The organism is Clostridioides sp. LIBA-2809 (genome assembly GCF_056688965.1).
In genome coordinates this window covers 3,754,379-3,779,203 of the sequence record NZ_CP197004.1, presented here as the reverse complement: position 1 = coordinate 3,779,203, position 24,825 = coordinate 3,754,379, and the positions used below count along the sequence as shown (strand labels likewise).

The following is a 24,825-nucleotide window of genomic DNA, read 5'->3' as shown; positions in this document are numbered from 1 at the left end:
TAGTGGAGGGTTTCGCTATTTGTGATATAGTTAATCTATCATAGATGTAAGTATGTGCTTTTGAATAAAATCCCATCTGTCACGAGGTTTAAAAACTATCTTAGATGGGATGGCTATCACTAAGTCATATTGTGGAATACAACAGATAGCATTTCCTCCAGCTCCCATTGCTGAATACCATAAAACTCCATCTTTTTCACATAGCCACCATAGGTAACCATACTCATTGGTATTCATTTTGACAGACTCTTCAATCCATGATTTAGATATAATACTTTTATTATTCCAAATACCTTTATTTAAATATAGAAAACCAAATCGTAACATATCTCTAGCGCTCAACATAAGTCCCCATCCACCTGTAGAATTACCTTGTCTATCTTTTGCCCAACCCTTAAGATTTTTTCCAAATAAATCTTCAAAGCCAAAGCCGTTCATATCATAATCTGGTATCTCTTTCATACCAATAGGTTTAAATAAGTATTCATTAGCAAATTCACGAGCAGATTTTCCTGTAGTCTTTGTGATAATAGCTGAAAGTAGATGCGTTCCAGCTGAAGAGTATTTGAAAGTACCAATATCACCTTTTTGACCAAGTTGATTTAAGGCATATTTTATCCAATCTTTCTGTTTACAAAATCTCTCTAATGACTCAGTATTATTTTTAAAAGGGTATGGTGCAGTCATTGTAAGTAGATGACGTATAGTTACTGCCTTTTTACATATTTCAGTAGGACTACAAGTATATTCAGGAAAAAAATCAACAACTTTTTGGTCAACATCTTTTATATATCCTTTGTCTATTGCGATACCTATTAAAGCTGATATAACACTTTTTGTAACTGATGCAACATGAAAAGTATCATCAATATTATAACCATTATAATATTTTTCAAATACGATATTTCCTTTTCTTGCGATAATTATTCCATTTATATTGTTGTACTGAGAGATTATTAGAGGTTCAAGTTGTGAAAGTTTTTTTGAACTCATACCAACATTTGAGGGTTCTATACTTTCAAATGTCAAATCTAAGCAACTATTTTTATTCATTATAGGTACCTTCCTGTTATAGAGTTTGGATTTTCTTTTAGAGTTTTAGGGGAGCCTTCTGCAATTATATAGCCTCCTTTATCACCACCTTCTGGACCAAGTTCAACAATCCAGTCGCAAACATTTAAAACATCTATATCATGTTCAACAACAATTACAGAGTTTCCATTTGCTACTAACTCATCCAACAGTTGAATTAGTTTGGCAGTATCATATAGACTTAGACCAGTAGTTGGCTCATCCAATACATAAAGGATATTACCATTTCGTTTTTTACCAATTTCTTTTGCGAGTTTGACTCTTTGAGATTCACCTCCACTTAAAGTAGGTGTGGGTTGACCCAATTTTATATATCCCATACCTATTTGTTCCAGTACCTTTAAGTGTGAAACAATATTTGGCATATCTTCAAAGAAATTTACAGCTTCAGAGACACTCATATTTAAAACATCATGAATATTTTTATTTTTATATTTAATGGATAAAGACTCATCATTAAACCTCTTTCCATGACATTCACTGCATATATGGTCGATGCTTAAGTTATTACCAAGCCAGACTTTTTCATATCCACTACCACTACATTTAGAGCAAGCTCCTTTAGAATTAAATGAAAAATGACCAGCTGTAAATCCTCTATTTATTGATTCTGACTGATTTGCAAATACTGTACGTATCTTATCCCATATACCAATATAAGAAGCAGGAGTTGAATTCATATTTTTGCCAATAGGAGATTGAGATATTTCTGAATATCCAGAAATATACTTAGTGCCTATTAATCTATCTGCTATAGTCTCAACAACTGCATAATCATCTTCATCACTTATTTCACTCTCTAGGACACTTGATTGACTATTGATAGTATGGTTATTAAAGTGACTTCTAAGAAGAGGGAGTAGGGTGTCTGATATAAGTGAACTCTTTCCACTACCTGATTTACCAGATATTCCAACCATAGAACCCAAAGGCATTGACACTGTTACATTTTTAAGGTTGTTTGTATTTGCATTTTGAACAGTTATACAAGGCATTTTATCAATACTATCAATATTTCTAGAGGTTGCTCTGTTAGGCATTGAGCATTTTCCTGATAAATATTGTCCAGTGATTGATTTGTCTGATTTAAGTAGACCATTTAAATCTCCTTGATAAATTAGTTGTCCACCTTCAATACCAGCCTTTGGACCAATATCAATAATATGTTCTGCCATTTCAATTGTATTTCTATCATGTTCAACGACTATAACTGTATTTCCTAAGTCTTTAAGTTTTTTTATTGATTTTAAGATGTCTATTTTTTCTGATTCATGTAATCCAGCAGTTGGCTCATCAAGTACATAAATTAATGAATCCATCTCTGAATCAAGATGTGAATTTAAAAATAGTCTTTGAATTTCTCCACCACTCAAAGTTGACATTTCTCTGTATAAGGATAAATGACCTAATCGTGATTCTATTAGATGTCTTGTTTTGGATAAAATATCATTTACAAGGTTTGTACCAAATGTATTTAAATTCCCTTGACCTAATAAGATTTTAAGGAACTCATCAATTTCTAAAATAGTCATTTTTCCAAGTTCACCAATATGTTTTCCATTTAAGAGAACTCCACGTGCTTCTTCACCAATCTTAAAGCCTTGACACTCAGAACAAGCAGTCATAGTGTAAACTCCATTCAAATCCTCACCCCTTTTGTAACGGTTGTGAAATAGCTTTGATAAAGAGGAACTTTTTTTGCCATTTTCATAGTGACCATAGAGTACTTCATTTTTTATTTCTTCAGGTAATTGTAAGAATTGTATCTCTAAATAATCGTTGAATTTTTTAGAGAATACTCTCAAATATCCTGGTGTAATTTTTGCTCTATCCAAGACTTGTTTTAGGGTATCGTGTTTATCAAAGACTAACTTTTCAATATTAATCTCAAAGTATGCTCCATGTCCAGAACATTTCATACACATTCCATCTGAAGAGTTGTATGAGAAATAACTTGGTCTCAATCGTTCTTCTTCATGACCGCAATTATTGCAAACTAGATTGGTGCCTAAAGGAGTATTACACATTGTACACATTATCTGTCCCTCTGCTGAGTACAATAGTGTAAGCATATTAAGTATATTGGTTCTTGTACCTACTGTTGAACGAGGATTACTTTGACGAATAATATTTTGTTGAACAGCTATAGTAGGAGCTAGGCCTTGAATATTATCAAATTTATCTTCCTTATCAATACCTGAAAGTATACCTAAAGATTGCAGATATTGTTTACGCCCCTCCTCAAATACAATGTCAAACATAAGGCTGGATTTACCTGAGCCACTGACACCTGTTGCAACAACAAGTTTGTCTTTTGGGATAGAAACATCTATATTTTTAAGATTGTGTATCTTAGCTCCATTAATTTTTATTTCTTTCATTGGTTCACCTCATTTTATCAATCTTATCAAACCATAAAATAGGGATTATGAACCCTTAATACAAGAATAATTTATACGAGGTTATTTAAAAAGGTTCTATCGGCAAATATATATCGACTAAGTGCCTATTTTGAGGGTGATTATTTGGGTTATTAAGATATACTTCAAAAGGAAAGGATGCACGTAGCTTGTAATTGCCATTTGATAGCCATTCTCTATACATAAAATCCCACGCATCACTATATTCGTATTTTGAAATATCGAAATGTCCCACAAGATACTTTCCAGAAGGTATTATCATATTGCCAAGATTATCATTTTCTTTGACAACTTTGTTGTCTGGAATTGTCATACAAATACTAGTCCTTAATTGGTGCTCCTGTGTAAATTGTGGATTATCATGATAGATGGCTAATATTTTTGTATTTTCAAGTCCAATTAAATTCTGCTCACTTGCATATATGAATAGCTTTTCTAAAAGTTTTGGGAAAGTACTGGTTAGATTACCATATGAACCAGTATATCTAGTGTAAATGGTGTTCATATTACCAAGTTCTAGAATTTCAATTTCACCCTTAACCTCTCTAATATTCTTACATTTAGGTTTTGATATGCTTCTATTGTACTGAGAAATTTTATATGGTTCTTTGCAATTCTTGCTATAATTATTTCTATATTTTATAGGGCTTATTTTATAATAATTTTTAAATGCTCTAGAAAAAACAGCAGAATCAGTAAAGCCAAAGTAATGTGCAATATCAGTAATTGTCATATCAGGGCGGTGAATAAGAAAAGAAGTTGCGTTTTCTAATTTTAGCCTATTTACATACTGAGACAAAGTTTCTTTTTCTATGGCTTTGAAAATTCTATGAAAATGAAACTTTGAAAACCCTGCTATGTTGGAAAGTTCATCAAGAGAAAGAGGTTCATGCAAATGTTCTTCTATATAGTCTTGTACTTTGCAAATACGATTTAGATATTCTGTTCTACTTTTAGAGTTTGTCATAACTATTCCTCCTCATTGTGTAAAATATGTATATTAACTAATTGATAATACATAAAATTTTAGGTATTTGTAATTTATAATGAATAAGGTGTTATACATTTTTCTTGTGTTTAATAAAAAGTATAAAGCTCCTTATAGTTGTTTTTGTAGCTATCAGTATAATCTTCATAATAATTAGTATAGCATAGTGATTTATTTTTGATTGCGTATTTATATAAATATATAGTTTATGGCAGTGACAAATTATTATATGAATAAACCATAATTTAAATAAATCATAATATAAACAAGTTAAGATATGAATTAGAGTTTAGTACATAGCAGAAAAATATAGAGAAGATAAAATAATATTAAAAAATTATATGATAAGTTTAATAAAATCTTTATATTAAAAATAATATTACACTTATTGTTTAAATAAAAAAGTTAAATCTGCACCATTAACTTAATATGATTAAAAGTTTAAAATAAAAATATCAAAGAATTCTTTTTAATAAAAATAATAATTTAATAAGTTATTTAGAAATCTAAAAAATTTTACAAACAAATATTTATTCAAATTGGAGGAGTGGGAATATGAGTAATGGCTTTTATCAATTAAATTCAGCGGTATTGTATTTTAATGAACGAAGTGATGTAAATAGAATCAGATTTAATCATTATATAATGAGAAAAGAAAATATACAAAGATTAAAAGGAACTTTGCCAAGAGGGCAATTTATGATTACAGTAAGAAAAGCTGCATCTGACCTTGATGTATCTATATCTACAATAAGTAGACTTATAAATGAATTTATAGATTTAGGTATATTGAGATTAATAAGTAGAGGAGTAAAGGGAAATTGTTGTTCTGTGTATAGTTATGTATGTTCTGAAGATAGTAATACAGGGGTTGTAGGAAAAAATAGTGATATTTTCACAAATATAGAGAAATATATTAACGGAACTATTAACAATAATCAAAAAACAATGAAACATAAGCATAGAGATGAGTTGTTCAAAACCAATAATACCAGCACATACGGCTGTATAGATGAATATAGTATAGACAAAGATTATGAGTGGGTAATTGATACAGGGTGTGAAACAGAAAATGAGACAAAGAAAAAAGAGTTATTAAAAAACAATTTAAATAAAAAGAATTTTAAAAAAAATACCCTTGAAGAATCAAATGAAGAATCGACTTGTGGAGTTTTAGAAACTATTCATGAAGTTATTATAAAAAAATTAAACAATGAATCAGGAAAAAATTTTAAAGTTGATTCAGGTATAACTAAGGACATTATAGATGAAAGATTAAAAGAAGGGTATAGTTTAGATGATTTTTATAAGGTTATAGAGGCAAAGGTAAAAAGATGGAGATATACACCTATGGAAATGTATATAGAACCAGCAATTTTGTTTAGTTGTAATTTTGAGTCGTATTTAAGTGAAGAAAGTTCCTTAAAACCCTGTAATTATGGGGATGGATATGATGATATGTATTAGGAGTTATATAGAGATATTTATTAAGAGGTTAGTTTGTTTTTTAGTTGCTTAAAATATGAGTATATAAAAATAAACGGTATATTAAAAAATAGTGTGCATTTTTTTAATGAGAAAAGCACACTATTTTTTTTAATATACTGGAGAAATATAGCCCATTTGAATTGCTTTTGTAATAGCCTCAACTGATGAAGAAACATCTAATTTGTCATATATGTGTTGTAAATGATTTGATAATGTTCTTTCACTTATGTATAATTCATCAGCAATCACTTTTCTTTTTTTTCCACTACAGATAAGTTGTAATATTTTTTTCTCCATACTTGTCAAATCTTCAATAATTAGTTCATTATTTTCAGATGGGAAACAAGTTAGACCTTGATAGACTTTTAATAATGAATCAATTAAACTATCTGGACTGATATTTTTATTAAGGAATCCACAGATACCTATTTTTTTAGCTTTATATTTATAAACTGGTAGGTCATATCCAGTCAACATGATTATTTTAATAGTAGGGTTAGTTTCTAATAAATTATAAGCTACCTCTAAGCCATCACATTCACTTAAGTCTCTAAGATTTATATCCATTAACACAATATCTATTTTTTTATTTATAATTATTTCTGATAAATTATGAACATCTTGTGTGGAATAAAATTGTTCGATTTCTTCATATTCTTCTAATGCAATGGACAAGCTTTTAGCAAAAAGCATGTGGTCATCAACTAACAAAATATTTATATGAACCATCTCCTTTCATAGGAATTGTAATTTGTACACAAATTCCGTGAGGTATATTATCAGAAATATTTATTGTTCCTCCTAGATTTTTTACTTGTTCTTTAATTGAGATAATGCCCTTATGTTTTGTTGTATCTAAAGGCATTTTAGGTGTATCTAAATTAGTTTTAAAGGATGTATTTGTCACACCATTATCACCAACAGATAATTTTATTATATCTTTTTCTAGTGATAAAGTTATCCATGCGTGGCTACCATTTGAGTGTTTATATACATTGGTCAATAATTCTTTAATTAGACGGTACATCAATATATCATATGGCTCAACCAAGAATAGAGTATCAGAACACTTAAAGGCAACCAGGATATTTCTTTGTGGAAATGATGAAGAAATACTTTCAATCAAATTCTGATAATTTTCTTTTATTGTCAGATTTTTTAAGATTACAGGATGATAGTCCTGCATCTGCTTTCTTATACGTGTATTTAAGTTGTTAAGTGTTTCATATATAATATCTTGTACTTCTGGACGATATGACTTACTAGTCATATTTTTTATTGAAAGCAAATCTTGTAACACATCGTCATGTAAAAAATTAGAAAAATCTGTTTTTAGTTGTTCCTCTTGTTGTAATCTCTCTAATGCAAAAGTATACTTACTATTTCTAGGAATTTGATTTTTTTCATGCTTTAAATTAAATTCTAAAATAATGTTACAAAGGAAAATCAGCATAAATAAAACATTTATAGCGATTAATATTATAGAAAAATTACCACTACTAAGCAGTACTACCAAACTAATAACTATAATACTCGTAAAAAGAAAAATAGACCTTTGTTTTAAGTTAAAAACTGTTGAAATAGGAAAACTATCATTTTCTTTAAGTACAATACCATGAATACTCATAGAAAATATCAATACAGTTAGATAGATTCCAAAATTACCAATATGATTTGATATTTTTAGTGTGAAAAAATAATAAATAAGGAATCCTATAATTGTTATAAATACAGAAATCAGTATAGGTCTTTTTTCACTTCTTATAACAAAAGTGACTCTTTTCCAATGATAAAAAATAATATAGAAAAAGCTTATTATACTTACAACAAACTGTATTCCATACATACAAGCATACATTTTGTCAGATATAAATGCTCCCATAATTGCAGTAATACAGGTAATAATTAACAAAATATCTGTTATCTTACGAAATTTGTATCCACTACCTTGAAATAAAAATAAAAATATGAACTTAATAGAAACATACGCTATAATTGTGTTTAATATTTTAAAAATAATAGTACCTATTGGTGTGGCTACAAATGACAAGAGTAAATACCAACTATCTAGTGCTAATAACCCACAAAATAGTGAAATAATGTTATTTTCTCTGACATTACAAGAAGTTATATATGTAATATCTATAAGCAATAATGTTGAAATCATTAAGGGGATAATGCTTTGTATATTCATATAAGTTTCAATACTTGTAGAGATTCCCATAAAGAGGAGTGATAGGATGTAGTTTCCTAAAAATAATGTTTTTAAATTAAAGTTTGGCAATCTTATACACCTCCTTATGAATTTATAGTATTGTACTATATCAAGTTTATGACTACATTAAACCTATGAATTTATAGTTTTGTATTATATCAAATATTTATAAATAAATAAAGTATACCAAATCGCCACACATTTAAGTATGACGATTTGAAAAATATCATTTTTTTAATACGATTTTACAACAGGATTTAGTAGTAAGTATGTAATATATTAAATATACTATAGCAGTTGAGAAAACCGCAATAATTACAGGTATATATTGTGAGAATGAGGTTCCAAGTAAATTTTGCATCAAAGCAGTTTTATAGACCAAAGTAGCAAATGCACAATCCAACATCCCAAGTAAAAACGGAATATTAAAAAATGGTAATACCTGTTTTTTAATAATTTTTTTAATTTGTATATCAGTGTAGCCCATTTTTTGTAAAATCTCATAATCAGACTTTGAATCTAAAATTGCTGTTATATTGTTAAAGTATAATATACTTCCAACAGCAATAAAGAATAAAATAACGAGAAATCCTATTAGTAGGAATGTAGAGCTATTAATTGATAGTAAATCATTAATCCTGTGAGAATGTCCTTGTAAATAAGGGCTTTTATTTAGATAATCTGAAATATCACCATATAATTTTTCATTGTTTTTAATTGATTTACCATTGATACTCAAAATACTTGTTACTGGCAATTTATTTTGTTCTATTTCTTTATATATATTATCACTAACAATAAGTGTTCCAACACTATTACCAAAAGAAATGGTATTGTTTAATGATGTTTCTCTTACAGTTATAGGTGTTTCTTTACCATTGATGAGTAGTGGGTAAATCATTCCATTTTCAATACTTCCATCATTATTTGGTTGATACTTCATCAAAATACATTCATTATCATTTAAAGGTGTAAGTTGCTTTAGCAGTTTGGTTCTACCTTGTGCTTCTAATAATGTACAATAGTCCGAAAAAGATATACACTCAAATCCTGCTTTTCTTGAGATAACTCCTTTAGATGAACTATTATTAGATAGCTCATTTTTAGATGTACCAATCCCATATTCAAGAGGAAGGTCTTTTGCTGAAGATGTTACTTTATAAATATCTGTCTGTGTAAAAATAACATCGTCTGTATCAGAAGTATATCGACTTACAATTTGTTTTACATCTTCAACCTGTTCATTTCTTTCTACCCTAAATTCTATCTCTGAAGGTGCAATACGTGAAATTGATGCAATAGGATAGTATAAAGAAAGTGCCATAACACTTGAAACTGTTAAAGTAGAAGCAGATAGTAATGTAAGCATAATTAGAGTCTTAGAATTTGAGCGTATACGATAGATAAAGTTTGGAATAGTTATTATCTTCATATCTGTGTAGAAAGCTTGTCTATTTTTTTTGCTCTGTTGCATAATGTATGGAAGAAAGGCACTGATAAAGAGAGTTGTACCAATTACAATAAGAATCATAGTTACCAATCCTATTTGATAAAATCCTATACGTATCCATACCGACTTAGTTCCACGAAGAATATCTAATGCCAGACAATAGCCACTTAAAATCATAATAAAGCCCATAAAAGCTGGGATTTTTCTGCACTTCAACTTTTTTTCTGCACTTTTTTCATACCTTACTAATTTTATAAGTGAAGTCCTAAAAAGAAACTTAGCATTTGATATAGATATTACTAAAACAACGAATACTATAAAGAGTGTTGTTTTACCTATTGCACTTATATTAAAAAATGGTATTTGTGAATTGTCAATTGATAAATTGAGCAGAGTAGTAATTCCAAAGACAATACCCTTATGAGCCAATGCTCCTAATACCAATCCTACAATAAAAGCTCCACTACAAATTAATATATTCTCAAAAGTAAGTAGTGATAGGATTGCAAACTTGCGATATCCAAGAAAAGCATATATACTCAGCTCTTTTGTACGACGTCTCAAGAAAAAACGATTTGAATATGCCATATAGAAGATAACAAAAGCCATTAAAAATATAGAGATAACATTGCACATAGACTCAACTCTACCATCAGTTGAAATCTTTTCTAGCATTACCTTATTAACCGAAAATGAAGTAAATGCAAAAAATACAGTGATGACAAAAGAGACTGAAAGCATATATAGAGAATAGAATGAAAAGTTCTTTTTAAGGTTTTTTATTGCCATATAAAAAATGTTCATTAAATTATCCTCCTATCTTTTAGTATCCAATTTTGTAATTTCTTTAATAATCAATTCGTAAAATGTATGTCTATCGTTTTGTTGTTTGTGTAGTTCTTTAATAATACAACCATCTTTAAAAATCAAAATTCGATTTGCAAAACTAGCTGCATAAGCATCATGAGTCACCATTAAAATTGTTGTATTCAATTCCTCATTTGCTTCTTGTAGTGAGTAGAGTAGTTGAGTAGCTGAATTGGAATCTAAAGCTCCTGTTGGCTCGTCTGCAAACAGGATACTAGGTTGTTTAACTATTGCTCTAACTGCTGAAGCTCTTTGCCTTTGACCACCAGATAATTCATTTGGATATTTGTTTAATTGAGCAGTTATGCCAAATCGTTCGGATAGACTTCTTACTAGATTTTCTATTTTATCTGGAGGTAGTTTTTTTAGAGTAAGAGGTACTGAAATATTTTCAAAAATTGTGAGACTGTCCAGTAAAAAATATTCTTGAAAGATAAAGCCTAAATTATTTTTACGAAAATCAGCAGAACTAGTATCATTAAGTGATTTTAAGTTTACATTGTTTATGAAAACATCCCCACTTGTTGGTTTATCAATTGTAGATAATACGTTAAGAAGAGTTGTTTTTCCAGAACCAGAAGCCCCCATTATTCCTATAAATTCTCCTTCTGATACATTAAAGGACACATTATCTAAACTCGGTTGTTGACCTTTAGTATAAATTTTAGTTATGTCATTTACTTTTAATATGGTATTCATAGTATATATCTCCTTTCATCTTAATACAGTCAAATTATATATTAACTTTATTGTTCGTTCATGAGTAAATCACGCAATAATTTTAGGCAAATTAATAATATTATAAAATATTATCTAAAAACCTTTCTTTTCTAGATGTTGTGAGAAAAGACTGGGTTTTAATTTAATCTTTTTACTGTATTTTGTAGATGAAAGGGAATTATTATCAAAGAATTGAAGGAGTAGATTATCATAAGGATATATAGTACTTACTAAACTTTTTATTAGATTTGAGTTAAAAGACATGTGTATAGATATAGCGATGTGAGAGGATAAACCATTTAAAAAACAAAAATAAAAAAAGCCATATATACGGAATAATCCAGTATTTATGGCTTTGTGATAATTAATAAAGTATATATTTTATTAATTGTCTATTTCAAATTCCAATATTTCACCAGTAATTGCATTGATTGTTATCTCATATTCAGTATTTCCTTTTATTAGTTCACCTTCATATTCTTTATCATCTTTATCATATTCAAATTTTACTATTTTTCCATTAGGAACTTTACTTAGCATTATTGATTTAGCTTTTTCAGCACTAATAATAGAATTGTTATCATTAGTATTAGAGTTATTATTGTGATTATTATCATTATCATCAAAGTCATCATCAGAATCATTGTCCATGTCAATATCTACAATTCTTCCATCAAATGCATTTATCTCTAATTCATATGTTTTATTGTCTTTTACTATTTTAGCTTCATATTCATTATCCTCAGCATCATATTTACAATAGATTAAATTACCATTAGGAACAGTATCTAGTGCTATAGATTTAGCTTTGTCCAATGATATATTTTTTGTACCTAAATTACTATCATTTAAGTCATCATCTTTTTCAATTTCTATTATTTTACCAGAGTAGGCATCAATTTCTATCTCATATAGGACATTATCTTTTATAACTTTGCAGTCGTATTTATTATCATCTTCATCATAGTAACAAACTAAAATATTACTTCCTGGAAGAGCTTGTTTTAATAGTTCTTTAGCCTGTATTAAAGATACTTTTTTAGTTTTATTTCTTATGTCGACATTTTTTAATTTTAAAATATCTTCAAACGCTTTTTGGTTATATCCTCCTCCTACTTGTGTTATTTCATCTATATCTTTATTTTCAATAAATTCCTTTTGACTATTTACGAGGCTACCATTAGATATCATTATAGGTGAATTTTCTTTAGCAGCTAGTACTCCTATTGATAATGAATCTACTAGTGCATTTTCTTGGTTAATACCATCTTTAGCTACAAATACATTATTTATTTTTTTGTCTTTATAAAATTTCTCAATAATTTTTGCATTAGTATTGTTTCTATCCAAACCGCTAATTCTTTCTCTGTTTGGATATTTTTTTACTGTATTGTCTGATAAAACCTTACTTCCTCCAACTATGTAAGATTTTTTTATAAACCTATTGTTTAAGAAATTTACACTACTATCATTACTGTTTTCATCTGATACTAGTATTATAGGCATATTATGTATTGCTGCTGGAGAAGCTATGCTAACTGCATCAGATAACCCATTTAATCCATTTACAACAGCAACATTTTCTACTTTTTTTATTTTATCTATTTCTTTAAGTACATTTGTAGACATTTCATATATATTATTTCCTGCGACTTTATTTATTTTTATGTTAATTGATTTTAGCTCATTTTCTACTTTAGCAGAAATACTATTTCCACTATCTACTATGTACACATTTTCTACACCAAGTCTTTTAAGTTCAGCTTTAGTCGAACTCTCAATACTATTACTGTTTACTAAAAGAATAGGTGCATTCTTTAGTATAGCAAATGGATTTGCACAAAGAGCACTTTGAATAGAGTTACCATTAACTAGAATAGCTGTTTTTGATTGAACCCACCCCAATTTACTTACTTCTACGGCTGTTTCATATCTTGTTTTACCTATTAGTCGTTCTTGTTTTGTAGCATTATCTGCAAAGATTACTGAAAAACTAGAAAAAAACATCATACCCGATACTAATATAGCTAAATTTTTCTTATTCATATTTTTACCTCACAATCTTTAAAATTTTATTATTTAGCGTTACTTAGTAAAATATAATCTTAAAAGTAAGCTGATATTAAATCTGATACTATAAAATCAACAGATAAGATTATTTAAAAACAAAATTTTCCTTTTTATATTCAATATTGTATCATAAATATAAAAAGGAAAATGCTTTTTAAAAGGGGTATACACTATTCATTTTTATCATTTGATAAATGAGTCTTTCCCCATTGTTTCATATGTTCTAAAACGGGAACAAAACTTATTCCTAAATCTGTTAGAGAATATTCTACCTTAGGTGGGATTTCTTCATAAATATGTCTAGAAATAAAACCATCTGATTCTAGTTCTCTAAGTTGTTTTGTTAATGTAGATTGAGTAATGTTTCCAATCTGTCGCTGTAGTTCTCCAAATCGTATTGTTTTTAAAGATATATAGTAGAGAATTTCAATTTTCCATTTGCCTCCTAATATTTTTTGTATCTTGACTATCGTTTCACATCGTTCAACTTTTGATGAATTATTTTTCATAAAAACATCTCCTTGAATTTAAGTATAAAGCAGAGTATTTTTAAATTCAACACACTTTATTTTGAGATACTTAGTAGCATATTTGATACTATAAACATAAAAAGACAGTACTTTTCGATTTCAATATGCAATGCTATCATTAGCCCTGAAAGAATTTTATTGATAGGGGAGAGTTGTGTTATGGCAAAAATAAAAAAAATAAGTAAAGACTTACAGAAAATAGATGTTTTTCAAAAGGGGATGTTTTCTAAACAAAGTTTGAAAAAAATAGTTATTCCTTTGATGATTGAGCAGACTTTGATGTTATCAATAGGTATGTTTGATACGTTAATGGTATCTTCAGTTGGAGAAAGTGCAGTTTCTGGTGTTTCTCTTGTAGATACCATCAATACTTTGCTTATATACCTATTAACTGCTCTTGCTGCTGGAGGAGCTATAGTAGCAGGTCAATATCTAGGTAGCAAAAACTCAGAAAAGAGTAATCTTGCTGGAAAACAGCTGTTGACTGTCAGCTTTGGAATATCTGTGTTATTTATGACAATTTGCTTGATTTTTAATCACAGACTTTTATCGTTGTTTTTTGGAACTATAGAGCATGATGTCATGAGAAACGCTAGAATATACTTCTATATAACAGCAGTTTCCTTTCCTTTTATAGCTGTTTATAGTTCATCAGTAGCTTTGTTTAGAGCAATGGGAGATACTAAAACTGCTATGATTAATTCCCTTATTATGAATGTAATCAATATAGGGATAAATGCTTTACTAATATACGGTTTGCAATTGGGTGTATTAGGAGCTGGGATAGGTACTCTAACTGCACGAATTGTTGGAGCTACAACAACTATACTTATGTTACGTAATCCGAAATTAACAATTTCTATTCGTTCATATTCTTTTTGGGATATTGACTTAAATACAATCAAAAATATCTTAAAAATCAGTATTCCTGCCAGTTTAGAAAACAGTATTTTTCAAATAGGAAGAATAATTCTTACAAGTTTAATTGCTGTATTTGGAACAAGTGCAATTACAGCAAATGCCGTAACAGGAAGCCTTATTAATGTAGCTACCATTCCAGGTCAAGCATTAGGTTTAGCAATCACTATTGTAGTATCTCAATGTGTAGGTGCTAAGGAATTCGGACATGCCACTTTATATACAAAGTATCTGCTTAGATTATCTTGGTTTTATATGGCTATACTTAATTTAGGAATTTTACTTCTATTAAATCCTATTCTTAATCTTTACAATCTATCCAATATCACATTTTATTTGGCTTTTGAGATTATGATTATCCATATTAGTGGTTGGATAACTGTTTGGCCTCTTTCCTTTGTATTGCCAAATTCATTTAGAGCTTCTGGTGATGCAAGGTATCCTATGATTATTTCTATTTTCTCTATGCTTATTTTTCGTATTGGGTGTAGCTACTTATTAGCTTATGTGGTAGGAATTGGTGTTTTGAGTGTATTTATAGCAATGCTTATGGATTGGATTTTCCGAAGTATCTGTTTTTTGTGGCGTTGGAAAAGTGGAAAGTGGAAAGAACATGCTTTGGATTAATATTAAAAACTATATTTTTATAATATTTGGGCTAAAAATAAAAAAAGCTATTGACTTGAAGTTAACTCCAAGTAGTAAAGTATAGTTATACAAGATTTGTATAGATTTAAAAGAGAAGTTAAAAAGGAATAAATTAAATAAGATTTAAAGGGGGAAGTAAAACAATGGAGGCAAAAAAATTAGGTTTTGGATTAATGCGTTTACCAATAAAAGATGAGAATGATGTTACAACTATTGATATGGAATATTTAAATAAAATGATTGATACTTTTTTGGAGAGAGGATTTACATATTTTGATACAGCTTATGTATACCATATGGGAAAAAGTGAGATAGCACTGAGAGAATCTTTAGTAAAGAGACATAAAAGAGATAGTTTTACTGTAGCTACAAAACTGCCATTAATGGTTTTAAAGAAAAAAGAAGAACAAGAGACTATTTTTAATGAACAGTTAGAAAAGTGTGGTGTAGATTATTTTGATTATTACCTTTTACACAATATAGGTGTATCACATTATGAGGTAGCCAAAAAATTTGATAGTTTTAAGTTTATTGAAGAAAAGAAAAAAGAAGGGAAAATAAAGAATATTGGTTTTTCTTTTCATGATAGTGCAGAATTATTAGATAAAGTCTTGACTGAGCATCCAGAAGTAGACTTTATTCAATTACAGATTAACTATATAGACTGGGACAATGAAAGTATACAGTCTAGAAAATGTTATGAGATAGCAGAAAAGCACAATAAGCCTGTGATTGTTATGGAGCCAGTAAAAGGAGGCACACTTGCAAAGGTACCAGAAAAGGCAGAGAAGTTATTCAATGATTATAATCCAGATATGTCAATACCATCTTGGGCAATCCGTTTTGCAGCAAGTAAAGACAATGTTATGATGGTCTTAAGTGGAATGTCAAATATGGAACAATTATTAGACAATACAGGATATATGCAAAATTTTAAACCATTTATAAAAGAAGAATATGATGTTATAGACGAAGCTGTAGAAATTATCAATGAATCAATTGCAGTTCCATGTACTGCATGTCAGTATTGTGTAGAAGGATGTCCAAAAAATATTGCTATTCCAAACTATTTTGCATTGTATAATTCAGAAAAACAAGCTATTAATGCTGGATTTTCAACACAGATGGTTTACTATAATAACTATACTAAGACTTATGGCAAAGCATCAGATTGTATTGGATGTAAACAATGTGAGGAAAGTTGCCCACAACATATTAAAATTATAGATGCTTTAAAGGATGTGGCAGAAATCTTTGAAAAATAATTAGTAGCTATAAATAAGAAGGATAAATAATTTTAAAAAATAATTACATGTAGATAAATAGAGTAAGTAGTTTTGATTAAAAAATAGTTACGTACACTTGTGATTTTAGTCATGGGAGGTTCAGAAGTTACTAACTATGGCTAAACAGAATAAGAAATTTCTATAGAATATTATTTGAATTATCTAATGATATTTTAATCTATACAATATCAAGAGAGAGGTATGTATGTATGACGATTTCAGAAGTTAGCAAAAAATACGAGCTTTCAGCAGATACTTTACGATATTATGAAAGAATTGGTCTGATACCACCTGTAGGTAGAAATAAAAGTGGGATTAGGTCCTTTACAGAAAAAGATTGCGAGTGGGTTAATTTCATAAAATGTATGAGAAGTGCAGGACTTTCTATTGAGACATTGATTGAATATGTGGCTATGTTTCAACAGGGAAATAGTACTATTAAAGCGAGAAAAGAACTTTTAATAGAGCAGAGAAATCAGTTAGCGAAAAGAATGGAAGAAATGCAAAAAACTTTGGAACGATTAAATTTTAAGATTGATAGATATGAAGAAGGTCTTGCTGAAAAAGAAAAGACATTAGAAAGCAGTATAAATAAATAAGTGGAGGAAGTATATTATGAGTAAAAATGTATTAATAGTATCCGCAAGCCCTAGAAAAGGTGGAAATTCTGATTTATTGTGTGACCAATTTATGCAAGGGGCATTAGAATCAAAACATAAAGTAGAGAAGATATTTCTAAAAGATAAAGATGTTAACTACTGTACTGGATGTGGTGCTTGTTATGAAAAAGGAGCAAGTTGTCCACAGAAGGATGATATGGGAGAAATTCTTGAAAAAATGATTGAAGCAGACGTGATTGTTTTGGCAACTCCAGTTTATTTTTATACTATGAATGGACAAATGAAAACTATGATTGATAGAACTTGTTCTAGATATACTGAAATTTGTGATAAAGATTTCTATTTTATTGTTGCAGCAGCAGACAATAATGTGGATGATATGGAAAGAACAATAGAAGGATTTAGAGGGTTTACATCATGTTTAAATGGTGCTAAGGAAAAAGGTATAGTATATGGTGTAGGAGCTTGGCACATAGGTGATATTAAGGGAAGTGAGTCAATGAAACAGGCATATGAAATGGGCAAGTTGGCATAGTATGTTTGTATATAATAAAGGGGCTATCTCAAAATAGAGATAAGCTTCTTTTTTATTGTTGAAATTATGAAAATATATTTGAGTTCATACAAAAAAGAGTGCCTCATGAACTAAAAAGTTCATTTTGGGACACTCCATTTATTTTATGATAATTATCTAAATATTTAGTATCACTCATATATCTTAATAATTATCATAAAAAATTATAAAGATTCTTGCATGATATTATTTTCCTTAATAATTAATTTTTCTAAGTTTTTCCAATCAGTTTCTTCCATATTTGCAAAATAATGACCACTTCCTATACAAGTCAAGTAAGACTTTCCATCTAATTCAAATGAAGAACCACCAATACACTTTGGATTACATTTTTTACAAGTACGAGTTTTAGTGATACTTTCCTTAATAGTTTTAGAACATTCTTCTACAACATTTTTATATGTATTTAGATGAAAAAGATTTGCTTTAACTCTCCATTTTTTTTCGTTACATTCTATAGTAAATAGGCTACGTTTTGGTTTCTTAGTGGAATATACTATCTTGTAAGAACGAGCACCTGTCTTTGGCTCAATTTTGCAATCTAATGATTTACCAAGTTCATGTAAATCACAAGCAACATTATAATCTTTACCACTTAATACCTTTAACATTTCCTCTGTTGTTTCTGCTGTTAATTCACTTTTACCCATATTAAAAAATCCCCCTAATAAATAATAATTTCACATAAAAATAATTAATATTAGTATATTAAATAAATTTATTAAAATCAATAAAATAACTACAATCTTACATTATTAGGCATAGAATAAGAGCTAATGCTTTATTATAAAAAAGACTTAATAGTATGAAAATTCACTTAGACATGATACAATTCTATAAAAGATTTAAAAAATATGAAAGGAGAAAGTTGCTGAGAGGTAATCAACATAATAATTTACTGATAGATTATAAATTTATTATGAGAAGAATAATATTATGAAGTAAGGTTATTAAAAGAGGGATTTGTGAGTTCTCAGCAATGGTGATGGGTATTGATGATTTTTTGGTTACTATTATATTTAGCTATTATATTTTCAATAGGTTCTATGATAACTAGAGTAAATAAGGTTTGGGTAAAGGTTTTACTATTTATAGTGGTTGGATTGTCAACTATAGTTCTTTCATACATAATAACTTGATAATTTAGGATTAAAAAACTGGTTTTAACATATAAATTCTCAAAACAAGAATTCTCAAGTTGGTAAATTTCTAGATATGAGAAAAAATTTGACATTACGAAAAATAATTTTGAAGCGTTTTTTTATAAAAATATTTAGATGTAGCTGGTTTGAATGACTTCACAAAATTTTATATATAGGTAAAATTTGGCATGTTAATTGCTTTAATAAAAGTTAACATGGACACAAATAAATATAATCATCTAAGTATTGATTATTTGAAGTTTTAGATTTGAAATTTAATCTAAAGGTTCATATTGATATTGGTGTTTAGGAAATTTTATTTTCCTGTAAATATAACCTAATAATAGGAGGTGAAATTATGTCAAAAGTAGTAATAGCTACAGAGAAAGCTCCAGGAGCAATTGGACCATATTCTCAAGCGATACAAGTTGGAAATATAGTTTCTACATCAGGTCAACTTCCAATAGATATGAAAACTGGTGAGTTAGTATCTGACCCAAAAGAAGCAACAAAAGCTTCTTTAGATAATGTAAAAGCAATATTAGAACAAGCTGGTACAAGTATGGATAAAATATTTAAGACTACAGTATTCGTAAAAGATTTAAAAGATTTTAATGATATTAATGAAGTGTATGCTACATATTTTAAAGAAAATCCACCAGCAAGATCATGTGTACAAGTTGCTCAATTACCAAAAGATGCAGTTTTAGAAATTGAAGCAATGGCAGTATTATAACAATAAAACCAATAACAAAACTAATGAAAATTAAAAACTAATAAAAAAAGTCTACAATTAAAAAAGTTTATATTAAAAAAGTCTATATAAAAATCTATCTAAATATTTAACTATTGAGCTTTTCTCATATAATGTATATTTTTGTGCCAAAAATATATTTGTTATATGGGGAAGGCTTTTTTGTATTTTATTATTGTATTATGATTCATTTTATTATTTCTATATTATAATTAATGTAATCACAATATAAAACAATTTTTTTATAATTGATATTATGTATTTTAATCCAAATATATAAATAAGTAATGTTTTATATATATTTTAAAGATTGACTATATGTTAAAATATAGCTAAACTGATAATTTGGTAAATTAAATTATAATGGGGGAAACTATGTTAAGTAAATTAAAAGAATTTCAACAAGAAATGATAAAATACACTGAAACAGTAGCTAGTGTGTTAGATGTAGATATTGAAATAGTTGATGATAGATTAATAAGGATTAGTGGCACAGGTCTATATAAATCAAAGATAAATGAAAGCGTTGTTACTGAAGGATTTATCTATGATAAAGTTATACAGACAGGTCAGGAATTAGTCGTATTGGATATATGTGATAATCAGCTTTGTATAGAATGTTCCCATTACATGAAATGCCTAAATAAAGTAATAATAGCAGTACCAATAAAATATAATAATCGTACTATAGGGGTAATTGGAGCTATTAGTACAGATAAAACTAAAAAAGTAGAAATAAGTGCAAAAATAGATAATTATCTAAAATTTGTCAATCATATATGCGATTTAATTTCCATGAAGATAGAAGAACATGAGGTGTCAAAAAATAGTAGCAGAAAAATGAATATGATGATAGAAATAATTGAAAATGTTGAAAAAGGCGTTATTATTCTAGATATAAATAGCAAAATATCATACATAAACAATATAGCTCTAAAAAAATTAGACATTGAGAAAGATATAATAGAAAATATAGTAAATATAGTATCTGTTGAATCCTCCTCAAATGGACATGAATTACTAGAAATTGATATTGATAGCAAGATTTATAATATAAATGCCAAAATAATTCCCGTATATCCATATATAAATCAATATGACAAAATAATAATATTTGACAAGACATATATCAACCACAAAGGACATGGAAAAGTTAATAGTGGATGGGGAAATAGTGATATAGAGTCTATAATTGGAAATTCAGAAGCGATGGTGAAAGTTAAAGAGAGAACCAAGAAATTAGCAAAATCAAATTCAACTGTTCTTATAACTGGTGAAAGTGGTACAGGTAAAGAACTAATTGCTAGAGCTATACATGCAGAGGGTAGTAGGTGGAATAAGCCATTTATTGCTATAAACTGTGCTGCTATTCCAGAAAATCTTCTTGAAAGTGAGCTATTTGGATATATAAAGGGTGCATTTAGTGGAGCTAGTAGTGGCGGTAAGGTAGGAAAATTTGAACTTGCAAATGAAGGTGTGATATTTCTTGATGAAATGGGAGATTTGTCGATGCCTCTACAAGCAAAGCTACTTAGAGTCTTACAAGAGAGAAAATTTGCAAGAATTGGCTCAAATAAACTTATTGATTTAGATATAAGAGTAATTGCCGCTACAAATAAGAATTTACTGAAATTAGTAAATGAAGGTAAGTTTAGGGATGATTTATATTATAGATTAAATGTAATTCCTATAAATTTGCCACCTCTTAGGGAAAGAAAAGATGATATTGAAGCAATAATGATGAAATTTGCTTCTAAATATTCTTTAGAATTAGGTATTCAATTGAATAAAATAGAAAAAAATGTGATGAATATGTTGATTAACTATAATTGGCCGGGAAATATAAGGGAACTGGAAAATGCAGTTGAGTATATGATGAATTTAGTTGGAGATGATGGAATAATATACAAAGATATGCTTCCATTAGATATTTTGAACTATTATAATATTAATGGAAATGCATGTAAGAGTACAAATGGAACCTTTGAAGATGATATAGTTGAAGGTATAGTAGAAAATCAAGAAAGGATACTTTCAATCAAAGAATTAGAGTTGACTTATATAAGTAAGTTGTTGAATAAGTATGGAAGAGATACAAAGACAAAGAAAAAAATAGCGAAAGACTTAGGTATCGGTTTGGCTACATTATATAGAAAATTAGAAGAGGAACAGCAATAACTTAAAATACGAAGTAAGAAAACTTTAGACTAGACATATATACAATTGGACTAAAATAATGACAGTTGGGTCGATTGAACTACTAGTTGGGTCATATATATTGATACTAAAAAATAAGGATGTTATCTTTTTATTAACAGAAGATAACGTCCTTATTTTTTAGTGTCATAAGAATTTATAAATTTTTGGATACTTATGAGAAGGATTAGTTACAGACGAATGTAGTATGGTAAATAATTAATAAATACTTGATAAGTAAAAATATATGGAAGAAGAAAGTACATTCATCTTCTATTCAAAGTTTACTGTAATAAATTTATATGGTAATTTTTATTGAAATAAGGAGGTTTATATGAAAAAATATGGAGTTATTTTACTAGTATTAATTATAGGATTTACAGGATTTTTTGTATATGATAAATCCTTTAAACCCTGGAATGAAGCTGAAAAACGTATTAATAAATACATGGTAGAGCAGCGAGTTTCAAAAGACGATATAAGTAAAATCATAAAAGAAAAAGCAAAAAAAGCAAGTTACAAGGGTATCCTTTATAAGGTATATTATAAAAATGACCCTCAATATGAATATCAATACTTTTATAGTGATGATTATCATGCTTTATACGTAAACAAGGTTTTATTACAAATATATGACTTAAATGATGGTCATGAATTAAAGGCTGATAAGGAACTTAGAAATTTAAAATATCCGCCAATCTACTTGGATAAATAAGCTATAAAAGAAAAAGGAGTCTTATGAAAATAGACTCTTTTTTTATTTTTACATTAATTTGTTGGTATTAACTCTTAATTGTCTACCTTTACTACAAATAACACATTATTTTATTATTTGTGTATTATAATTAAGCTAATTGAGGTATAAAACGGATTTTTTATAATTGATATTATGTATTTTAATGTAAATATACAAATAAGTAATGTTATATATTTTTAAAAAATTGACTATATGTTAAAATATAGCTAAAATGGTAATTTGACTATATAAAAAAAGTATTTAGTGGAACTAGTCTTAAAGGAAAAAGGATATTTAAACACTGTTTCAGTTCTTCAAAGTAATCAGGTAAATTTAAACTCGCAAATGAAGGCATTATGTTCAGTGACAAAGTGAAATAAAAGTTAAAGTGAAATAGAAGTTATAGAAAATAAAGGCAGTAATATATCTGACAAAATAATAGACATATAAAGAATAAGAGCATAATAAAGGAAAAATTAAAACAAAGAAACGGTTTCTCGAATTGATAATTCTCGTATTGATAAAAATTTCCCAATATGAGAATTTTTTCTTTTATAAATCTTATTTTTCACATTCATAATTTATAAAATTTAAAGAAATTTTATAAAAGTATGTAATTCCAACATAAAAAAAATATTTTTAGAATAAATAATATTGGCATAGTAATTGCTTTACTATTAAGACACAAAGATAAAAAATTAAAATGACACCGAAAAATTTGAAAGGGGAATATAAAATAAATGAGAGAAATAAAATGGAAATTAAATAATCTACCTAAATCTGAGGAAAAAGAAAAAGGTATTGAATTTTTAAAAGATGAAGAGATTGCAAAGGCTAAAGCTTTCCATGAGAGCTTTCCACAATATGAAAAAACTCCTTTAGTTAAATTAGATAACTTAGCAAAATCACTAGGAGTAAGCGGAATATATGTTAAAGATGAATCTTATAGATTCGGATTAAATGCATTTAAAGTTTTAGGTGGCTCTTACTCTATGGGTAGATATTTAGCTCAAAGATTAGATACAGATATATCTGAGTTAGGATATGACAAATTAACTTCAAAAGAAATAAAAGAAAAGTTAGGAGAAATAACTTTCTTTACAGCTACAGATGGAAACCATGGTAGAGGAGTTGCTTGGACAGCTAATAAATTAGGTCAAAAATCTGTTGTATTAATGCCAAAAGGTTCTTCTGAATTTAGATTAAACAAAATCAAAGGAGAAGGAGCAGATGCTAGTATAACAGACTTAAACTACGATGATGCAGTAAGATTAGCTAATGATTATGCAGAAGCTGATGACCATGGAGTAATGGTTCAAGATACAGCATGGGACGGATATGAAGAAATACCAGCATGGATAATGCAAGGATATGGAACTATGGCTAAAGAAGCTATAGAGCAATTAAAAGAATATGGAGTAGACAGACCAACACACGTATTTGTGCAAGCAGGAGTTGGTTCACTTGCTGGAGCAGTTCAAGGATATGTTGCTTCAATATATGATGAATGCCCAATAACAGTAGTAGTAGAAGCTGATGAAGCTGATTGTTACTATAAATCAGCAGAAGCAGGAGATGGAAAACCAAGATTTGTTGGAGGAGATATGCCAACTATAATGGCTGGTCTTGCTTGTGGAGAGCCAAATACTATAGGGTTTGAAGTGTTAAAAAATTATTCATCAGCATTCGTTTCAGCACCAGACTGGGTTTCTGCTAAAGGTATGAGAATACTAGGAAATCCTCTAAGAGGAGATGAAAAAGTAATCTCTGGAGAATCTGGAGCAGTTACAACTGGAGCATTAGTTTCAATTCTTGAAAGTGAAGATTTAAAAGACTTAAGAGCAGCTTTAAAATTAGATGAGAATTCTAAAGTATTATTAATAAGTACAGAAGGAGACACTGACCCTGATAAGTATAAAGATATAGTTTGGAATGGTGAGTGCCAAAGTAAATAAAAGACTTAAAATAAGAACTAAATAAAATCAGAATAAGAGCTAACTAAAATTAAAATAAAGTCTAAATAAAAGATTAATAAATAAAATGTAAAGAAGTCAAAAATCAATAAATTAAGTAGAGTATGAATAAATTAAAAAAGTAAAATGTCAAAGTGA

21 protein-coding genes are annotated in these 24,825 nt (G+C 28.3%); 11 read left to right on the top strand and 10 right to left on the bottom strand.

The genetic code is table 11. From position 1 onward, the window contains the following. Positions 1 to 30 precede the first annotated feature (30 nt). The 3 genes from ACTG44_RS17830 to ACTG44_RS17820 all read right to left on the bottom strand — a co-directional run bounded on the left by ACTG44_RS17830 (position 31) and on the right by ACTG44_RS17820 (position 4,479). The gene (locus ACTG44_RS17830) at positions 31 to 1,053 is read right to left on the bottom strand and encodes a serine hydrolase domain-containing protein (RefSeq protein ID WP_479920971.1); all 1,023 of its coding nucleotides are present in this window, start codon (positions 1,051 to 1,053) and stop codon (positions 31 to 33) included. Further along, a complete protein-coding gene (locus ACTG44_RS17825) occupies positions 1,053 to 3,473 on the bottom strand; it encodes an excinuclease ABC subunit UvrA (RefSeq protein WP_479920970.1) in 2,421 nt (806 codons plus the stop codon). Before ACTG44_RS17825 ends, ACTG44_RS17830 begins: the two co-directional genes overlap by 1 nt. Positions 3,474 to 3,558: 85 nt before the next feature. Further along, positions 3,559 to 4,479, bottom strand: a complete 921-nt coding sequence (locus ACTG44_RS17820) for an AraC family transcriptional regulator (RefSeq protein ID WP_479920969.1) — start codon at positions 4,477 to 4,479, stop codon at positions 3,559 to 3,561. A gap of 576 nt (positions 4,480 to 5,055) precedes the next feature. Between ACTG44_RS17820 and ACTG44_RS17815 the strand changes: the two genes are divergently transcribed. Beyond that, a complete protein-coding gene (locus ACTG44_RS17815) occupies positions 5,056 to 5,967 on the top strand; it encodes a conserved phage C-terminal domain-containing protein (RefSeq protein ID WP_479920968.1) in 912 nt (303 codons plus the stop codon). 129 nt (positions 5,968 to 6,096) lie between these two features. Here the strand turns inward: ACTG44_RS17815 and ACTG44_RS17810 are convergent, their stop codons facing one another. Then, on the bottom strand, positions 6,097 to 6,717 hold the full coding sequence (locus ACTG44_RS17810) for a response regulator transcription factor (protein WP_479920967.1): 621 nt from the start codon (positions 6,715 to 6,717) through the stop codon (positions 6,097 to 6,099). Further along, positions 6,689 to 7,870, bottom strand: a complete 1,182-nt coding sequence (locus ACTG44_RS17805; protein WP_479920966.1) for a sensor histidine kinase — start codon at positions 7,868 to 7,870, stop codon at positions 6,689 to 6,691. The genes ACTG44_RS17810 and ACTG44_RS17805 overlap by 29 nt, the downstream gene beginning before the upstream one ends. An 85-nt stretch (positions 7,871 to 7,955) precedes the next feature. Here ACTG44_RS17805 and ACTG44_RS17800 point away from each other — a divergent pair, with 85 nt between their 5' ends. After that, positions 7,956 to 8,186 carry a hypothetical protein gene (locus ACTG44_RS17800; protein WP_479920965.1) on the top strand — a complete coding sequence of 77 codons (231 nt, stop codon included), beginning with the start codon at positions 7,956 to 7,958 and terminating at the stop codon, positions 8,184 to 8,186. Between the two features lie 243 nt (positions 8,187 to 8,429). Here the strand turns inward: ACTG44_RS17800 and ACTG44_RS17795 are convergent, their stop codons facing one another. The 4 genes from ACTG44_RS17795 to ACTG44_RS17780 all read right to left on the bottom strand — a co-directional run bounded on the left by ACTG44_RS17795 (position 8,430) and on the right by ACTG44_RS17780 (position 13,819). Continuing rightward, positions 8,430 to 10,457, bottom strand: coding sequence for an FtsX-like permease family protein (locus ACTG44_RS17795; RefSeq protein WP_479920964.1), 2,028 nt, complete (start codon positions 10,455 to 10,457; stop codon positions 8,430 to 8,432). A 12-nt stretch (positions 10,458 to 10,469) separates the two neighbouring features. Next, positions 10,470 to 11,219, bottom strand: coding sequence for an ABC transporter ATP-binding protein (locus ACTG44_RS17790; RefSeq protein WP_479919491.1), 750 nt, complete (start codon positions 11,217 to 11,219; stop codon positions 10,470 to 10,472). 405 nt (positions 11,220 to 11,624) lie between these two features. Continuing rightward, positions 11,625 to 13,286, bottom strand: coding sequence for a cell wall-binding repeat-containing protein (locus ACTG44_RS17785; protein WP_479920963.1), 1,662 nt, complete (start codon positions 13,284 to 13,286; stop codon positions 11,625 to 11,627). Positions 13,287 to 13,480: 194 nt separating this feature from the next. Beyond that, complete coding sequence (locus tag ACTG44_RS17780) at positions 13,481 to 13,819, bottom strand: winged helix-turn-helix transcriptional regulator (protein ID WP_021386127.1); 339 nt, start codon at positions 13,817 to 13,819, stop codon at positions 13,481 to 13,483. Between the two features lie 180 nt (positions 13,820 to 13,999). Between ACTG44_RS17780 and ACTG44_RS17775 the strand changes: the two genes are divergently transcribed. The 4 genes from ACTG44_RS17775 to ACTG44_RS17760 all read left to right on the top strand — a co-directional run bounded on the left by ACTG44_RS17775 (position 14,000) and on the right by ACTG44_RS17760 (position 17,847). Then, positions 14,000 to 15,385 carry an MATE family efflux transporter gene (locus ACTG44_RS17775; protein ID WP_479920962.1) on the top strand — a complete coding sequence of 462 codons (1,386 nt, stop codon included), beginning with the start codon at positions 14,000 to 14,002 and terminating at the stop codon, positions 15,383 to 15,385. A gap of 164 nt (positions 15,386 to 15,549) precedes the next feature. Then, a complete protein-coding gene (locus tag ACTG44_RS17770) occupies positions 15,550 to 16,671 on the top strand; it encodes an aldo/keto reductase (protein WP_021386128.1) in 1,122 nt (373 codons plus the stop codon). A gap of 230 nt (positions 16,672 to 16,901) precedes the next feature. After that, complete coding sequence (locus ACTG44_RS17765) at positions 16,902 to 17,291, top strand: MerR family transcriptional regulator (RefSeq protein WP_021386116.1); 390 nt, start codon at positions 16,902 to 16,904, stop codon at positions 17,289 to 17,291. 16 nt (positions 17,292 to 17,307) lie between these two features. After that, positions 17,308 to 17,847 carry a flavodoxin family protein gene (locus ACTG44_RS17760; RefSeq protein WP_479919486.1) on the top strand — a complete coding sequence of 180 codons (540 nt, stop codon included), beginning with the start codon at positions 17,308 to 17,310 and terminating at the stop codon, positions 17,845 to 17,847. A gap of 203 nt (positions 17,848 to 18,050) precedes the next feature. Here the strand turns inward: ACTG44_RS17760 and ACTG44_RS17755 are convergent, their stop codons facing one another. Further along, positions 18,051 to 18,536: a hypothetical protein gene (locus ACTG44_RS17755; protein WP_479920961.1), complete on the bottom strand. Its 486-nt coding sequence runs from the start codon at positions 18,534 to 18,536 to the stop codon at positions 18,051 to 18,053. Positions 18,537 to 18,881: 345 nt separating this feature from the next. Here ACTG44_RS17755 and ACTG44_RS17750 point away from each other — a divergent pair, with 345 nt between their 5' ends. From ACTG44_RS17750 to dpaL, 5 genes are all read left to right on the top strand, one after another. Then, on the top strand, positions 18,882 to 19,025 hold the full coding sequence (locus tag ACTG44_RS17750) for a hypothetical protein (protein ID WP_021386123.1): 144 nt from the start codon (positions 18,882 to 18,884) through the stop codon (positions 19,023 to 19,025). A 361-nt stretch (positions 19,026 to 19,386) separates the two neighbouring features. Beyond that, positions 19,387 to 19,764, top strand: a complete 378-nt coding sequence (locus tag ACTG44_RS17745; RefSeq protein ID WP_003421988.1) for a RidA family protein — start codon at positions 19,387 to 19,389, stop codon at positions 19,762 to 19,764. Positions 19,765 to 20,157: 393 nt separating this feature from the next. After that, the gene (locus ACTG44_RS17740; protein ID WP_021386118.1) at positions 20,158 to 21,960 is read left to right on the top strand and encodes a sigma 54-interacting transcriptional regulator; all 1,803 of its coding nucleotides are present in this window, start codon (positions 20,158 to 20,160) and stop codon (positions 21,958 to 21,960) included. 352 nt (positions 21,961 to 22,312) lie between these two features. Further along, entirely contained in the window at positions 22,313 to 22,693 is a 381-nt protein-coding gene (locus ACTG44_RS17735) for a DUF3139 domain-containing protein (protein ID WP_479920960.1), read from the top strand. Between the two features lie 761 nt (positions 22,694 to 23,454). Then, positions 23,455 to 24,669: a diaminopropionate ammonia-lyase gene (dpaL, locus tag ACTG44_RS17730; RefSeq protein ID WP_479917559.1), complete on the top strand. Its 1,215-nt coding sequence runs from the start codon at positions 23,455 to 23,457 to the stop codon at positions 24,667 to 24,669. Positions 24,670 to 24,825 lie beyond the last annotated feature (156 nt).

Coding starts and splice junctions, on each gene's coding strand:
- ACTG44_RS17830 (WP_479920971.1), bottom strand. CDS start 1,053: ATGAATAAAAATAGTTGCTTAGATTTGACATTTGAAAGTATAGAACCC.
- ACTG44_RS17825 (WP_479920970.1), bottom strand. CDS start 3,473: ATGAAAGAAATAAAAATTAATGGAGCTAAGATACACAATCTTAAAAAT.
- ACTG44_RS17820 (WP_479920969.1), bottom strand. CDS start 4,479: ATGACAAACTCTAAAAGTAGAACAGAATATCTAAATCGTATTTGCAAA.
- ACTG44_RS17815 (WP_479920968.1), top strand. CDS start 5,056: ATGAGTAATGGCTTTTATCAATTAAATTCAGCGGTATTGTATTTTAAT.
- ACTG44_RS17810 (WP_479920967.1), bottom strand. CDS start 6,717: ATGGTTCATATAAATATTTTGTTAGTTGATGACCACATGCTTTTTGCT.
- ACTG44_RS17805 (WP_479920966.1), bottom strand. CDS start 7,870: ATGGGAGCATTTATATCTGACAAAATGTATGCTTGTATGTATGGAATA.
- ACTG44_RS17800 (WP_479920965.1), top strand. CDS start 7,956: ATGAACTTAATAGAAACATACGCTATAATTGTGTTTAATATTTTAAAA.
- ACTG44_RS17795 (WP_479920964.1), bottom strand. CDS start 10,457: ATGAACATTTTTTATATGGCAATAAAAAACCTTAAAAAGAACTTTTCA.
- ACTG44_RS17790 (WP_479919491.1), bottom strand. CDS start 11,219: ATGAATACCATATTAAAAGTAAATGACATAACTAAAATTTATACTAAA.
- ACTG44_RS17785 (WP_479920963.1), bottom strand. CDS start 13,286: ATGAATAAGAAAAATTTAGCTATATTAGTATCGGGTATGATGTTTTTT.
- ACTG44_RS17780 (WP_021386127.1), bottom strand. CDS start 13,819: ATGAAAAATAATTCATCAAAAGTTGAACGATGTGAAACGATAGTCAAG.
- ACTG44_RS17775 (WP_479920962.1), top strand. CDS start 14,000: ATGGCAAAAATAAAAAAAATAAGTAAAGACTTACAGAAAATAGATGTT.
- ACTG44_RS17770 (WP_021386128.1), top strand. CDS start 15,550: ATGGAGGCAAAAAAATTAGGTTTTGGATTAATGCGTTTACCAATAAAA.
- ACTG44_RS17765 (WP_021386116.1), top strand. CDS start 16,902: ATGACGATTTCAGAAGTTAGCAAAAAATACGAGCTTTCAGCAGATACT.
- ACTG44_RS17760 (WP_479919486.1), top strand. CDS start 17,308: ATGAGTAAAAATGTATTAATAGTATCCGCAAGCCCTAGAAAAGGTGGA.
- ACTG44_RS17755 (WP_479920961.1), bottom strand. CDS start 18,536: ATGGGTAAAAGTGAATTAACAGCAGAAACAACAGAGGAAATGTTAAAG.
- ACTG44_RS17750 (WP_021386123.1), top strand. CDS start 18,882: ATGATTTTTTGGTTACTATTATATTTAGCTATTATATTTTCAATAGGT.
- ACTG44_RS17745 (WP_003421988.1), top strand. CDS start 19,387: ATGTCAAAAGTAGTAATAGCTACAGAGAAAGCTCCAGGAGCAATTGGA.
- ACTG44_RS17740 (WP_021386118.1), top strand. CDS start 20,158: ATGTTAAGTAAATTAAAAGAATTTCAACAAGAAATGATAAAATACACT.
- ACTG44_RS17735 (WP_479920960.1), top strand. CDS start 22,313: ATGAAAAAATATGGAGTTATTTTACTAGTATTAATTATAGGATTTACA.
- dpaL (WP_479917559.1), top strand. CDS start 23,455: ATGAGAGAAATAAAATGGAAATTAAATAATCTACCTAAATCTGAGGAA.